This is a genomic window from Phenylobacterium sp. (assembly GCF_041920015.1).
Lineage (GTDB): Bacteria > Pseudomonadota > Alphaproteobacteria > Caulobacterales > Caulobacteraceae > Phenylobacterium.
Map to the genome: position 1 here is coordinate 17,676 of NZ_JAYRST010000036.1, position 13,560 is coordinate 31,235.

General features: G+C 68.9%; 12 protein-coding genes and 1 pseudogene. 4 read left to right on the top strand and 9 right to left on the bottom strand.

The features are described from left to right. The first annotated feature begins 77 nt into the window (after positions 1-77). Positions 78-1,547 carry a flavin monoamine oxidase family protein gene (locus ACE3TL_RS09565; protein WP_374578485.1) on the top strand — a complete coding sequence of 490 codons (1,470 nt, stop codon included), beginning with the start codon at positions 78-80 and terminating at the stop codon, positions 1,545-1,547. On the opposite strand, the gene ACE3TL_RS09570 is transcribed toward ACE3TL_RS09565, so the two are convergent. Next, entirely contained in the window at positions 1,544-2,917 is a 1,374-nt protein-coding gene (locus tag ACE3TL_RS09570; RefSeq protein ID WP_374578486.1) for a PLP-dependent aminotransferase family protein, read from the bottom strand. The genes ACE3TL_RS09565 and ACE3TL_RS09570 overlap by 4 nt on opposite strands. Positions 2,918-2,988: 71 nt before the next feature. Between ACE3TL_RS09570 and ACE3TL_RS09575 the strand changes: the two genes are divergently transcribed. Continuing rightward, positions 2,989-3,420, top strand: a complete 432-nt coding sequence (locus tag ACE3TL_RS09575; protein WP_374578487.1) for a DUF983 domain-containing protein — start codon at positions 2,989-2,991, stop codon at positions 3,418-3,420. Positions 3,421-3,633: 213 nt separating this feature from the next. On the opposite strand, the gene ACE3TL_RS09580 is transcribed toward ACE3TL_RS09575, so the two are convergent. Together ACE3TL_RS09580 and ACE3TL_RS09585 are read right to left on the bottom strand one after the other, a co-directional pair. Further along, positions 3,634-3,996, bottom strand: coding sequence for an EthD domain-containing protein (locus tag ACE3TL_RS09580; RefSeq protein ID WP_374578488.1), 363 nt, complete (start codon positions 3,994-3,996; stop codon positions 3,634-3,636). Positions 3,997-4,034: 38 nt separating this feature from the next. Further along, complete coding sequence (locus ACE3TL_RS09585; RefSeq protein WP_374578489.1) at positions 4,035-4,688, bottom strand: DsbA family protein; 654 nt, start codon at positions 4,686-4,688, stop codon at positions 4,035-4,037. 158 nt (positions 4,689-4,846) lie between these two features. Here ACE3TL_RS09585 and ACE3TL_RS09590 point away from each other — a divergent pair, with 158 nt between their 5' ends. Next, a complete protein-coding gene (locus ACE3TL_RS09590; protein ID WP_374578490.1) occupies positions 4,847-5,362 on the top strand; it encodes a GNAT family N-acetyltransferase in 516 nt (171 codons plus the stop codon). 205 nt (positions 5,363-5,567) lie between these two features. Here ACE3TL_RS09590 and ACE3TL_RS09595 read toward each other — a convergent pair whose 3' ends face one another. After that, positions 5,568-6,044, bottom strand: a complete 477-nt coding sequence (locus ACE3TL_RS09595; RefSeq protein WP_374578491.1) for a 2TM domain-containing protein — start codon at positions 6,042-6,044, stop codon at positions 5,568-5,570. 637 nt (positions 6,045-6,681) lie between these two features. Here ACE3TL_RS09595 and ACE3TL_RS09600 point away from each other — a divergent pair. After that, a pseudogene (locus ACE3TL_RS09600) lies at positions 6,682-6,792 on the top strand (PEPxxWA-CTERM sorting domain-containing protein); the annotation flags it as partial. 56 nt (positions 6,793-6,848) lie between these two features. Here the strand turns inward: ACE3TL_RS09600 and coaD are convergent. The 5 genes from coaD to ACE3TL_RS09625 form a co-directional block, all read right to left on the bottom strand. Next, on the bottom strand, positions 6,849-7,370 hold the full coding sequence (coaD, locus tag ACE3TL_RS09605; RefSeq protein ID WP_374578492.1) for a pantetheine-phosphate adenylyltransferase: 522 nt from the start codon (positions 7,368-7,370) through the stop codon (positions 6,849-6,851). A 143-nt stretch (positions 7,371-7,513) separates the two neighbouring features. Further along, entirely contained in the window at positions 7,514-10,393 is a 2,880-nt protein-coding gene (locus ACE3TL_RS09610; protein ID WP_374578493.1) for a TonB-dependent receptor, read from the bottom strand. A 401-nt stretch (positions 10,394-10,794) separates the two neighbouring features. Continuing rightward, positions 10,795-11,478 (bottom strand): division plane positioning ATPase MipZ, encoded by a 684-nt coding sequence (locus ACE3TL_RS09615; protein WP_374534482.1) that lies wholly within the window; start codon positions 11,476-11,478, stop codon positions 10,795-10,797. Positions 11,479-11,622: 144 nt separating this feature from the next. After that, positions 11,623-12,228, bottom strand: a complete 606-nt coding sequence (locus ACE3TL_RS09620) for a hypothetical protein (RefSeq protein ID WP_374578494.1) — start codon at positions 12,226-12,228, stop codon at positions 11,623-11,625. 33 nt (positions 12,229-12,261) lie between these two features. Further along, a partial coding sequence (locus tag ACE3TL_RS09625; protein ID WP_374578495.1) for a hydantoinase B/oxoprolinase family protein occupies positions 12,262-13,560 on the bottom strand: 1,299 nt, incomplete at its 5' end.

A 13,560-nucleotide genomic window follows, 5' to 3' on the forward strand; every position in this document is an offset into this window, starting at 1 on the left:
CGAATATCGATTTCGTACGCGTACGAGCCGGCGATAGCAACGAAGCCCGGCAGGCGTCCACTCGGAAGGAGAAGGAAATGCCGGATCGGAAGACAGGATCGGATCATGAGCCGGTGTCTCGCCGCGCCGCGTTGGGCCTGGGCGTCGCAGTCTCGGCGGCGGCCGTAAGCGGGGCGCAGGCCGCGCCGGCGCCGAAGAGCACCGCCCATGAGGTCGACGTGGCGGTGGTCGGGGCGGGCTTTGCGGGCCTGACCGCCGCGCGGGCGCTGCGCCGGGCCGGGCGCAAGGTCGTGGTGCTGGAGGCCGACGGGCGGGTCGGGGGGCGCACCAAGGCCGGCCGTGTCGCTGGCGAGGTGGTCGACCTGGGCGGCCAGTGGGTGGGACCGGGCCAGACACGGCTGCTGGCCCTGGCCAAGGAGCTGGGGGTGGCGATCTATCCGCAGTACGCCGACGGCAAGAACATCATCGACGTGGATGGCCGCAACGTCGCCTACGAAGGCGAGGTTCCGGCCCTGGGGCCGGAGGCGACGGCCGAATTCGCCGAGGTGATCGGCAAGATCGAGGCGCTGGCCGCGCAGGTCCCGGTGCTGGAGCCCTGGACGGCGCCGATGGCGGCCGAACTGGACAGCCAGACCATCGAGACATGGCTGGCGGCCAACGCCCGGCTGCCGGCGACGCGGACCATGATGCGGCTGCTGGTGCGGGCGGTGATGTCGGCCGAGGCCGGGCAGGTGTCGTTCCTGGCCCTGGCGGCCTACGCGGCGGCGGCGGGCGGATTCTCGCCGTTGATCTCCACGCGCGGCGGCGCGCAGGAGACGCTGTTCGATGGCGGCGCCTGGCAGATGGCCGCGAAGATGGCGCAGGAGCTGGGGCCGGCGGTGGTGCTGAACGCCCAGGTCAGGGCTATCGCCCAGGACGCGGCGGGGGTGAGCGTCACGACCGCGGAGGGCGCCTGGCGCGGGCGCTACGCCATCGTCACCGCCCCGCCGGCCATGGCCGCGCGGATCGACTACACGCCCGCCCTACCGGCGCAGCGCGACGGCCTGAGCCAGCGGATGCCGCTGGGCTGCGTGATCAAGGTCCATGTCGCCTATGCGCGGCCGTTCTGGCGTGAGCAGGGGCTGAGCGGGCTGGTGATCTCCGACCGGACGGAGTTCGGCCCGTGGTTCGACCATTCGCCGCTGCGGGGCGGGGGCGGGTCGCTGGTCGGCTTCTTCGACGGCGGGCCGGCGCAGCGCTGGGCCGACCGGCCGGCGGCCGAGCGGCGCGCCAAGGTGCTGAAGGATGTCGCGCTCTATTTCGGCGAGGCGGCGTTGTCGCCGGTCGACTATGCGGAAGAGGTGTGGACCCGCGCGCCTTTGCAGCGCGGCGGCTATGTCTCGGTTCCGCCGCCGGGCGCCTTGACGGCGTTCGGGCCGGCCTTGCGCACGCCGGTCGGCCGCATCCACTGGGCGGGGACGGAAACCGCCGAGGCGTGGACCGGCTATATCGACGGCGCGATCCGTTCGGGGGAGCACGCGGCCCAGGTGGTCGGGGGCCTGCTCTAAACCACCAGTCGCCCGGCCGGCTCCTCGGCGAGGAGGGCGGCAAGGCTGCGCAGGGCTTCCTCCAGGCGGGCGCGCCTGGCGGTTCCGCCGAGTGAGAGGCGCAGGCCGGGCGGGGCGTCAGGCGTGACGGCGAAGGCTTCGGCGCCGACCAGCGACAGGCCGCGGGCCTGGGCGGCGTCGCGCACCCGCTCGGCCGGCCAGCGGGCGGGCAGGTCGAGCCACAGATGGATCGCCTCGGGCTCGCCGCGGGCGGCGGGCAGGATCGCGCGGGCCAGGGCCTGGCGGGCGGCGGTTTCGGTGCGCACGCCGGCCAGCAGCTTTTCGGCGACGCCGTCGCCGATCCAGGCGGTGGCGATGGCCGCGCAGAGCGGCGAGGGCATGAGCGAAGTGGCGCGCAGGGCCAGGGCCAGGCGGCGGGCGGCGCCGTCGTCGGGGGCGACGACGAAGGCGATGCGCAGGCCGGGCGTAAGGGTCTTGGCGAGCGTCTCCAGCCGCCAGACATTGTGCGGCGTCAGGGCGGCGAAACCGGGCAAGGGACTAGCCGGCAGGCGGCCATAGGCGTCGTCCTCGATGATCGGAACGCCGGCGGCGGCGCAGACCCGGGCCACCTCCGCGCGGCGGACGGAGCCCATGGTGCCGGCGGTGGGGTTCTGGTGCGTGGGGACCAGATAGACCGCCTTGGGACGGCTTTCGGCGCAGAGCCGGGCGAGTTCGTCGGGGATCATCCCTTCGCCGTCGACCGGGCAAGGGGCGAGGCGCACGCCCAGGTGGGCGGCGGCGGCGCGCAGGCCAGGATAGGTCAGGGGCTCGGTCAGAACGGTCTCGCCCGGCTCGGCCAACAGGCGCAGGAGGGCGGCGAGAGCCGCCTGGGCCCCCGGGGCGACGAGCACGCGTTCGGTTTCGACATGCCCCGCGCAGGGGGCGAGCCAGGCCGCGCCGGCCGCCCGCTGGGCGAGGGAGCCGCCGGCGGGGTGATAGGCCATCAGCACGGCCGGATCGGCGCGCTCCACCACCTGGCGGGCGGCGTCCTTGAGCAGCCGGTCGAGGGCCAGGCCCAGCGGCGGCGGCGGAAGGTTCATGGAGAGGTCGACCAGGCCGGCCTCGTCCTCGCCGGCGCCGCCGGCGACGAAGGTGCCGCGCCCGACGGTTCCCTCGACCAGACCGCGGGCGCGGGCGGCGGCGTAGGCGCGCGTGATGGTGGTGAGGTCGACGCCCAGCTTGGCGGCGAGGGCGCGCTGGGGCGGCAACTGCTGGCCGGCCTGCAACTCGCCTTCGGAGATGGCGGCTTCCAGGGCGTGGAGGACGCCAAGATAGATCGGCCGGCGGCCGCGATCGACGCGGCGCAACCACCGTGCATTGGAAGCGGTCACGCTTGCCTCCACGCTAGAGAATGCATACATTTATAAAGAATTGTAGGCATCAATACAAGGATTGTATGCACATGCCCGCGAGCTACAAGACTCCCACGCCGATGGTCTCGGGCCTGCGCTGTTGCTGTCCGCGGTGCGGGGAAGGCAAGCTGTTCAGCGGCTTCCTGAAGCTGGCGCCCGCCTGTGACGTCTGCGGCCTGGACTATGGTTTCGCCGATCCGGCGGACGGCCCGGCCTTCTTCGTGATGAGCGGGGTCGGCATCGTGGTGATCGCGGTCTTCACCTGGGTGGAGATCGTCTATCGCCCGCCGCTGTGGGTCCATGTGGTGACGGTGTTTCCCGCCCTGATCGCCGGGTGCCTGGGCTCATTGCGGCCGGTGAAGGCCTGGCTGGTGTCTTCGCAATATGTCCACAAGGCCGAGGAGGCGAAGTTCGAAAGCCTGGGCGGGCATGGCGAAGGCGGCTTTGGCCTGCGCGGCAAGGCTCGCGACCGGGCGTCGTAATTTTCAAGATTTCGCCCGACGGTAGGGTGTTCCAGGCGCCACGGTTCCCGCATTTCGCGATGGAACCTCCGTGTGCGGTTGGAAGGACTCGGACGCTCGGTCATAAAGGCGCCATCGAATTCAAGACGCGGCGCCGGCGAGGGCGACGAGGTCCGCCTGTGGGGACAGGCATAGGAGGGCGCTTCCGGCCAAGCCGGGAGCGCCCTTCTTGCATCAGAAGATGATGTGTTCGACGCCCCACCAGAGGGGCGAGCGCGAGAGGTCGACGAAGCGCTTTTCGTCCTCCAGCAGCAGGCGGCCGGCTTCGCGGGCGGCCTCGTCGCCGGCGCCGGCCATGTCCTCGAAGCTGTCCCACCAGAGCTGAGCGACGCCGTCATAGCCTTCCGGCCCGCCGCGCGACTGGCGCAGGCTCGCCGAAACGTCGGCCGGCAGGCTGTGGAGCTGGACGTAACGGCGGATGCGCAGAGGCTCGCGCAGGCTGGCGACCAGCGGGGCGTGGGTGTTGAGCCAGTAGTCCTGGAACTGCTCGCGGCTGAGGTGCGGCAGGCGGGTCAGGACGAAGGTCATCTTGATCATGGCGGTTTCTCTTTCCGAGCAAGGCCGGGCGCGGGACTTCAGGGGCGGGCCGCCGGCTCCGGCTCGGTTCCCAGCCATTGGTGCAGGACACTCATCACCTGGTCGGCGGGGGCGAAGCCGCGGGTGACGACGCCGTAGCGGCCTTCCTCGTTGGGGCCGCCGATCAGGGTGGGAAAGCCGGTGACGCCGACCTGTTGGGCGGTGGCGTAGTCGTTCCAGGTTTCGTGCTTGAGGTCGTCGGTCTCGAAATCGGCCAGGAAGGCGTCGCGGTCGACGCCGGACTCGGCGGCGAGGTCGGCCAGGACCTCGGGTTTGGTCACGTCCTGGGCCTGCGCATAGAAGGCGTGGTGCAGGCGGCGCAGGAAGAGGAGCGCAGCTTCGCCGTCCTCGCGACGTACGCGGACCACGGCGCGGGCGGCCGGATCGGTGTCGTAGAGGAAGCCCGGCCGGTCGAGGACGCTGTCGTCGAACGGGAGGCCGGTCGCCTCGTGGACATGCTCCCAATGGACCTTGAGCTCAATGCGGCCCTGTTCGGTGGCCGGCTGGTCCGTGCCGGGGCGCAGGCCACCCATCACGAGCTGGATTGGCAGGGCGCGGCCGAAGGTCTGGCGGACCTGGGCGATCACCGGCGAGAAGCCGTAGCACCACGAACACATCGGATCGGCGAAATAGATCAGGCGGGGCGTCTGCATGGCGGCTTCCTCGTTCAGGGTCTATGTAGCGCCGGCCGGGCGCCCCGGCGAGCCGAACGGAGCCTTCGATCCTTGAAAGCCTGACCTCAGAGTCCCCCGCCGTGACCCTGCTTTCAAGCGCGCCCTCGTGCGCCGATGCTCTCTGAACGGAATTCCACATGACAGATATCCGCCCTGTCCAAATCCGCGCTGGCCGCGCCGACGAGATCGAGGCCGTGCGCGACATCGAACGAACCTCGGCCACCCGCTTCCTGGGCACCGAGCGGGCCGAATTGGCGCAGGACGAGCCGACCGATGCGGCCGTGCTGGCCCAGCGGATCGAGGCGGGCGGGTTGCTGGTCGCCAGTGAGGGCGAGGGGCCGGTCGCGTTCGTGATGTTCCGGGCCGAAGAAGGCTGCGCCTATGTGGAACAGATCGACGTGCTGCCCAGCCATGCGCGGCGCGGGATCGGGGCGCGCCTGCTGGAGGCCGTGGCGCAGCTTGCGCGCGAGCGCGGGCTGGCGGCCCTGACGCTCTCGACCTTCAAGGACGTGCCGTTCAACGCACCCTATTATGCGCGGCTGGGCTTCGCCGTGGTGGAGAAACTGACCCCTGGCATGGCCGCGATCCGCGCCGAGCACGAGGCGCGCGGCCTGGACGAGACCGCTCGGGTGTTCATGCGGCGGGCGGTCTGAGACCTCTGCGGGCGCGGTTGCGGCTCGGCGGCCATCGCGCACTCACGCATGTCGTCCCGGAAAGCGCGGTACGCGCTTGTCCGGGACCCATGAACATTTGAGATTTCAGATATTGCGCCGCCGGAACACGCTCGGATCGGCCTGTGTTCATGGGCCCCGGTCTTGCTTAGCAAACCGGGGTGACACCGATACGTGACTGGAGGGCTCAGAGGTCGCGGCCGAGGTATTTCTCGACTTGGCGCTTTTCCCAGGCTCCGTCGAACAGGCCCACGGCGCCGAAGACGCTGGCGCCGTGAGCGGCCAGGCCGATTCCCCAGCCGAGGGCGGGCCAGACGAACCACCAGTAGCTGGGCGAAGTCACGACATTGATGAGGGCCAGGGCGGGGATGACGACCAGGTACTCGATCAGGTGGATGTAGAAGCTCTTGACCCTGCGCACGCGGGCGAGGGCGAAGGCTTCGTCGGGGCGCAGGTCAGAGCGCAGGTCGGGAGCGTCCACGGCGGGCTCCTTGAGGCGGTTGAAGTCGTCGATGTCGAAGACCGCCGCGAGGGCCTTGAGCGTCTCCGGGCTGCCCGGCTGGCCGCGTTCGAGCCGCTGGACGGTGCGGACGCTGACGCCCGACACCTCGGCCAGTTGCTCCTGTGACCAGCCGCGTTGCAGCCGCAGTTTCTGGATCAGCATCTGAAGGTCCCTCGTCGGAGATCGCCCCGACCTTTCTGGCCGCAGCCATTGGAGGCCACGCCAGCGCCCCGTCAATCGCCCGCCACCGACCCGACAGCAAGGCGACAGGCGGGCGATGGAAGTGTTTGGTCGCCCGGAGGTTGAGATCGCTTGCCATCTGGCACGGATGTTGCTCCAGAGGCGAGTAAGATTGGAATTTGTTCGCCCAGGAGCCGAAATGAAACGCTTTGCCGCCCTCGCCGCCGCCGTCGTGGCGATCGCAGCCGCCGCCCCCGCCTGGGCGGCCAAGACCTTCGTGCTGGACGGCGTGACGCTGGAAGGCGGCGGAACGCTGACCGGCTCGTTCACGACCAACGATGCGCTGACCTCGCTGGAGGCGATCGACATCATCGCCTCGATGAACGATTTCAGAGGCTTCACCTTCCAAGAGTTCCACTACAACGACGTCGGCTTCGTCTACTCGGATCATATGCCGACCTATTTCAGCGTTAAGACGACTGGCTTCGCTCAGGAACTGCAGCTCTATTTCTCGCCGCTGACCGACAGCGGGGCGACCTTGTGGGCCAACTACTCTTTCGAACACCAGGTCGTCGCCGGGACGCGCCAGGTGACGGCGGGCCGGGTGATCGCCGCGCCGATCTCGGCGGTGCCGGAGCCGGCGACCTGGGCGATGATGATCGTCGGGTTCGGCCTGGCCGGGTCGGCCCTGCGCCAGGGCGGCCGCAAGGGCGTTCGCGCCGCGGTCTGACCGACGCGAAAAGCCAAGAGACGAGCGCCGCCGGCCCCCGAGGCCGGCGGCGTTTTCTATTGGGCCGCCGCGACGAACTTGGCGCGCAGAGCGGCCTCGACGCTGGAGGTGACCAGCCAGGAGACGTCCTCGTCGATGCCGGCCAACTCGCGCGCGGTGCTGGAACTGACGTGCAGGAAGGTCTCGCGGCAGATCAGGTGGATCATCGGGATGGACGGCTCCAGCCGCCCGAAGACGCCGTGATAGCGGAACTCGTCGTCGAAATCGGACGCCTGGCGCAGGCCGCGGACCACGTGGGTCGCGCCGATGCGGTGAGCGTAACGGATGACGCTTTCACCCACGAAGGCGCCGATCTCCACTTGGCCGGGGGCGATGGGCAGGGCGATGTCGGCGATGGAGGCGGCGATGAGGTCGAGCCGCTCGGCCACGCCGAACAGCCCGGCCTTCAGCGGATTGGTCCCGACCGCGATGTGGACGAGGTCGAAGGTTCGCAGCGCCTTCTCGACGATGTCGAGGTGGCCGCGGGTGATGGGATCGAAGGATCCGACATAGAGGGCGCGGGTGCGGGTGGGCTTCATCGGTCCTCGCTGTCGGCGACCTGGCCATGAGGGCGTGCGCGGACGCGTGACGTCAAGCTTGCAACTGGATGAAACAGCGGGCGAAAAAATAGGGCGGCCGCCTCGGCGACCGCCCCAGTCGATGTTCTCGAGGGGGAAGACCTCTAGAACTTCTTGGTGACGCCCAGCTTGTAGTACCGACCCAGCGGGTTGGCCGTGAACGGGTCGTAGCTGAGGTCAAGACGGGCGAACGGCGGATCTTCGTCCAGCACGTTGATGACCGAGGCCGACAGCGTCGTGTCCCAGGGCAGGAACACGCGGTACGACAGGTCGTGCGTGACGAAGGCGTCGATCTTGCGACCGCTCTGGTTGGTCGCGAAGGTCGCGCTGCCGCCACGGGTGTCGATCATGTCGTCGACGTAGCGGATGGTCCAACGGATGTTGTGGTCGCCGTTGGTCCACTCGGCGAAGGCGCTGCCCTTCCACTGCGGCTGGGAGCCGTAGCCGAGGTAGTCCATGGTGCCGACGTAATCGGTTTCCTTGGCGGTCACGATGCCTTCGATCTTGGTCTCGGCGACCTTGAACTCGAGCACGTAGGTCAGGTCGACGCCGAAGTTCAGGTCGCCGCCCCAGACGTCGCGGTGCTTGTAGTTGGCCGAGAAGTCCAGGCCGCTGGTCTGAATGTCCGGACCGTTGACGTAGTAGTGCTTGATCCGGTTGATCGCGCTGGCGCCGCAGGCTCCGGCGAAGGTGATCCGCGATTGCAGGGCCGCGAAGGCCGCCACGCCGCAGTTGTTCGCGCCGGTCGGGCCGTTCGGGAAGATCGCGTTGACGATCTGCGAGCCGCTTTCGCTGTTGATCGGCCCCTTGAAGTCGAAGGACCAGTAGTCGAGCGAGGCGCGGAAGTCGCCGAGTTCGAACAGGGCGCCGAGGTTGAGGGTGTTGGCCTCTTCCGGCTCCAGGTTCGGATTGCCCCACAGGTCGTAGGCGCGATAGCCGCCGGCCGCGGTGGTGTACGACAGGTTGGTCACCGCGGTGTTGGCGATCTGGGTCTGCGGCGGGGCGCGGAAGGTCGAGCCGGCCGAGGCGCGGAACGCCAGCCAGTCGGTCGCCTGCCACTTCACGGCCACCTTCGGATTGGTGGTCGCGCCGATGTTGCCGCCGTAGTCCTCGTAGCGGACGGCGAGCGTGCCGGTGATGCTGTCGGTGAACGGCATCTGCAGTTCGAGGAAGGCCGCGCCGACCGAATAGTCGAGGTCGTAGTCGGCCAGGGCGCCGAAGAAGCTGAACGGACCGTTCTGGGCCGCGCAGGTCGCGCTGGGGTTCACCGAGGAGTCGGGGCAGGGGCTGACGGCGATGTTGGTGTCGTCGTTGTTCTGACGCTCCACGCCGCTCCAGCGGTACTGGCCGCCGGCGGCCCAGGCGAGGGGGCCGGCGCCGAAGTCGACGGCTTCGACCCGACCGTTGAACACCAGGTCGGCGGTGAAGATGCGCGAGCGCTGCTTGTAGCCGTATTCACCGAAGATGTAGTCGAGCACTTCGCGGCTGTTGGCCGTGGAGGCGACGTAGCCCGGGTTCGGGCGGCCGTCGATCACATTGCCGGCGACGCCGGTCGAGAACGGGTTGAACCACAGGCAGCCGTTCTGGCCAGGCGTGGCCCCGGTGCAGTTGTTCCCGCCCAGGCCGCGCAGCGCCATCTGCAGCTTGCCGACCAGAATGTCCGGCGTGGCGATCTCGGCGTTGGAGTCCATGTAGGTGACGGCCGCGTCCCAGCCGATGCCGCCGGCGATGTCGAACTCGCCCTTCAGGCCGGCCGACAGGCGGTAGGTCTCGAAGTAGCGCTTGTCGTGCTTGGCCGTGCCGCCGAACAGGTCGTTGCCGCCGACGCCGATCGGACGCCAGGCGATGGTGGTGAACATGCCGTTGGCCGCCGCCGCGGTGGCAGCCGTACCGGTGAGCTGGCCGGTCGAGATCAGCGCCTGCAGGCCCGGGTTGGTTTCCGGAATGTAGAAGCCGTTGCCCTGGACCTTGGTGGTCAGCGCCGAGGTCGGATAGTTGTTCGGCGGATAGGACGGCGAGGAGTGTTCGCTCTGGACGTCGTGGGCCGCGTACAGCACCTCGGCGTGGAACTTGGTCTTGTCGGTGAGGTCGAAGTTGATCTCGCCGTAGAGCTGGTAGTGGTCTTCGTCTTCGATGAGGTTGTTGAAGCCGATGAACTGGAATTGGCAGCCCGGGCCCGAAATGGCCGCGCAGGCCGGGTCGTAGACCGAATTGGTGTAGGTGAAGCCGCCGTTGGCGCTGGTCAGGTAGAGACCGGGATTGCCGAAGCTGGACCAGCCGCCTTGCGGGTTGTCGGTGAATTCGCGCAGGGCGAAGTCACGTTCCTTGACCGGGAGTTCGGTGCGCTTGCGGTAGCCGGCGGCCAGCAGGATGTCGCCGCGCTCGCCTTGCCAGCCATAGGCCAGGTTCACGCCGTATTCGCCGTCGGTCCCATCGATCAGCGAGTAGTTGCCGGCGACTTCCAGGCCCGAGAAGTTCTTGCGGGTGATGAAGTTGACAACGCCCCCGACCGCGTCGGAGCCGTAGGTCGCGGCCGCGCCGTCCTTCAGCACTTCCACGCGGCCGATCGCGGCCGTCGGGATCATGTTGGTGTCGACATAGATCGCGCCGGGCGAGAGCGCCATGCGCCGGCCGTTCATCAGCACCAGGGTACGGTGAGCGCCCAGGCCGCGCAGGTTGACGTTGCCCGAGCCCGTGGACTGGGCCGCAGCGTACTGGTTGGCTTCGCCGAGCACGCCGGACACCGCCGGGATCGACTTGAGCAGGTCGACCGTGCTGGGCGAGCCCTGCTTCTGCATTTCATCTTGGCCGATCACGTTGACCGGCAGAGCGGCGTCTTCCGGCGTGCCGGCGATGAACGAGCCGGTGACGATGACTTCATCGACCGAAACGGCGTCGTCTTGCGCGTTTGCCGGAGCCGCAAGGCCCAGAACCGCCAGGAGCGCGAGGGAGGAGGCTCCGGCGAGGTATCTGCAAGGCAGCATATATATCCCCTTAGTATAACTGCGTTATCTACCGGAGGTCCGGCAGAGCGCGGGGCGCAAAAAGCTGTCGATCCGACGCGATGCAAGTCTCTTTTGTGTCAGGCTTGCGGAAACGACGGTCTTTAAGCGTCAAAAGTGGGAATATTTGTGGGTTTGCGGACGCAAAATCTGAACAAATCCTAAAATCGTACCATTCATTCGAATTTCAATGGAATTTTCCCTTTGAAATCAGCATCCAGATTTGTCGCACGCGTCAAATTGACAGCCGAGCTCGAAAGTGTCGCTTCGGCGCCACAGGTATGGTCTATTCTTTTGTAGGATGAGGTATGGCCGGCTATCCTTGAGAATAACCGCGTTCCGACCGAATCTCTGGGCAGCGTCCGACGTTCTGTGGCGGACGGCTAATTTGACGATGCGGTAGGGATTTCGAGCAGGGCCAGGATAGCGCCGAGATAGGCTTCGGCGTTGGCGCGGGCCGAGGCCACGCCGCTGACGCCGCTGGCTTCGAGCTGGTCGAAGCCGCCGCCGACCGCGAACAGGACGCGGAAGGCCTCCTTCTCGATCAGCGGAATGTCGAGGATTTCGATGCCGCTGCCGCGCAGTTGCTCGACCACCTCCTTCAGCGAGCGCGGGCGCAGGGCGGCCGGCACGCGGGTCAGCAGGCAGCGATGGGGCAGGGGCCGGCCGGCGCGGCGGCCGAACTGGGCGACCATCTCGGCGGCCTTGATCGCCTGGATCGCTTCGAGTTGGGAGGCGGCCAGCGGCGTGACGACGAGGTCCAGGCGCATGGTGGTGAAGGCCATGGCGCCGCGCACCGAGCCTTCAGTGTCGAGGATCAGCCAGTCGGGCTGCTTGCGCTGGGCCTCGCGCAAGGCGTCGCGCATGTCCTCCAGGGTGGGGGCCGGGTGGATGGTGACCTTGTCGGGCTTGCCGGGCAGGGAGGCCCAGTGGACCAGCGGCTTGTTGGGATCGGAATCGATCATCGCCACGCGTGCGCCCCGCGCCGCCAGGCCGATGGCCAGCAGCAGGGCGGCGGTGGTCTTTCCGGCCCCACCCTTCGGGTTCACAAAAGCGACTGTCGGCAAACGCTTCTCTCTTCCGGGCGTCCCCCGGCGTGGGACCGAGCGTCAACCATAATCGCCCGACCACGGAGTATCGGGCAACCGTGCGGCGCCAGTTTGGCGATGCGCCCCGAGATTGTTCCCCCAGCGAGCAGGGGGAATTGGGTTCTAGTTGGTGTCGGGCGTGGCCGCCGGCTCTTCAGCAGGCGCTGGCTCTTCGGCGCCGCCGGCGGGGTCGAAGGCGGCGCCCAGGAGCTTGGCGTTCTTTTCCAGGCGTTCGGCGGTGGGGGCGCAGCGGACCGGAAGGGACCAGCTCATCCACTCTTGGGCGATGCGCGCGGGCGTCAGGCCCGAGGCGCCGGACCAGACCGTGCGGCCCTTCTTGATGGCGGCCGCGCCGACAGGGGCCAGGGGGCGGATCGAGGCCTTCTCGGCGGCTTCGATGGCGCGCTCGAACAACTTGAGGTCCTTGCGGGCCTGCTTCTGCAGGTCGGCGTAAATCTTCATGTCCTCGGCCAGGGTGCGGCCCGGCGGGCGGTAGGTGGTCTCGATGCGGGTGACTTCCGGCATCACCTGGTCGTGCAGGTCGAGATAGCCGGTCAGGGCGCCATGGCACCAAGCGACCAGGCCGTAGTCGTCATGCGGCGCGCCGGCCGGCCAGGGCAGCTCCTCGGCGGCGGGAGCGGCTTCGGGCGGCGGCCCTTCGGCGGCTGGACCGGTTTCGGGGGCGGCGTTCTGGGCCAGGAGGGCGAGGGCGAAGAGGAGGGCGGACATGGAACCTCGTAGTCTTGGCTGCGTCTTGGCCGTTCAGCGTGACGGGGCGGGCGGGCCGAAGCCCCCGCCTCCGGGGGTCTCGATCTCGATGACGTCGCCCGGAGCGACCTTAAGCGAAAAACAGCCCGGCAGTTCCTTTACCGCGCCGCCCGCCTCGATCAAACGCTGGGCGCCGGGCAAGCCCGGGCCGCCCCCGGCGATCCCCTGGGGCGCATGATCGCGGCGGGTGGAGAGGAGGGCCGCGTCCATGGGCGCGAGGAAGGCGATGCGGCGCCGGGCGCCGTCGCCGCCCGGCATGGCGCCGGCCCCGCCCGAGCCGCGGCGAATCTCGAAGGCCTCGACCCGGACCGGGAAGCGGCGCTCCAGGATCTCCGGATCGGTCAGGCGCGAATTGGTCATGTGGGTGTGGACGGCGCTGGTCCCCGGGGCGCGGGCCGTGGCGCCGGCCCCGCCGCAGAGGGTCTCGTAATACTGCCGGGTCTCGTCGCCGAAGGTGAAGTTGTTCATGGACCCTTGGGCGTTGGCCATCACGCCGAGCGCGGCATAGAGGGCGTCGACCACGTGCTGGCTGGTCTCGACATTGCCGGCGACCACCGCGGCGGGCGGGCGCGGGGCGAGCATCGAGCCTTCGCGGGTCAGGATGCGCAGCGGCTCCAGACAGCCGGCGTTCAGCGGAATATCGTCGTCGACCAGGGTGCGGAACACATAGAGCGCGGCGGCGTCGACGATGGCGCAGGGGGTGTTGAAGTTGGAGGCGAGTTGATCGGCGCTGGCGCGGAAGTCGAGGGTCGCCTCGCCAGCCGCCGCATCGACCGTAGTGGCGACGACGATCTCGCCGCCGCCGTCCATGGGCGCGCGAGCCTGGCCGTCCTTCAGCTTGCCGACCGCGCGGCGCACGCTGGCGGCGGCGTTGGCCTGGACGAAGCCCATATAGGCCGCGACAGCCGCCCCGCCGTAGGTCTCGATCATCGCCGCGACGGCGGCTGCGCCGGCCTGGCACGCAGCGATCTGGGCCTTGAGGTCGGCGATGTTGCGGTCGGGCGCACGGGCGGGCCAGGGGCCGGCGGCGAGGGCCGTGCGGACCGGCGCTTCCAGGAAGACGCCGCCGGTCATGATCGGTAGGGCGTCCAGCAGCACGCCCTCTTCGGAGAGGGTGCGCGAGAAGGGCGGCATGGAGCCGGGCTGGACGCCGCCGACATCGGCATGGTGGCCGCGGGCGGCGACGTAGAAGGCGGGGCTTTGGTCAGATGCTCCCCCGCTGGGGGAGCTGTCGGCCGAATGGCCGACTGAGGGGGACTTTGCCTGAGAGTCCACCCCCTCCGTCTCGCCGCC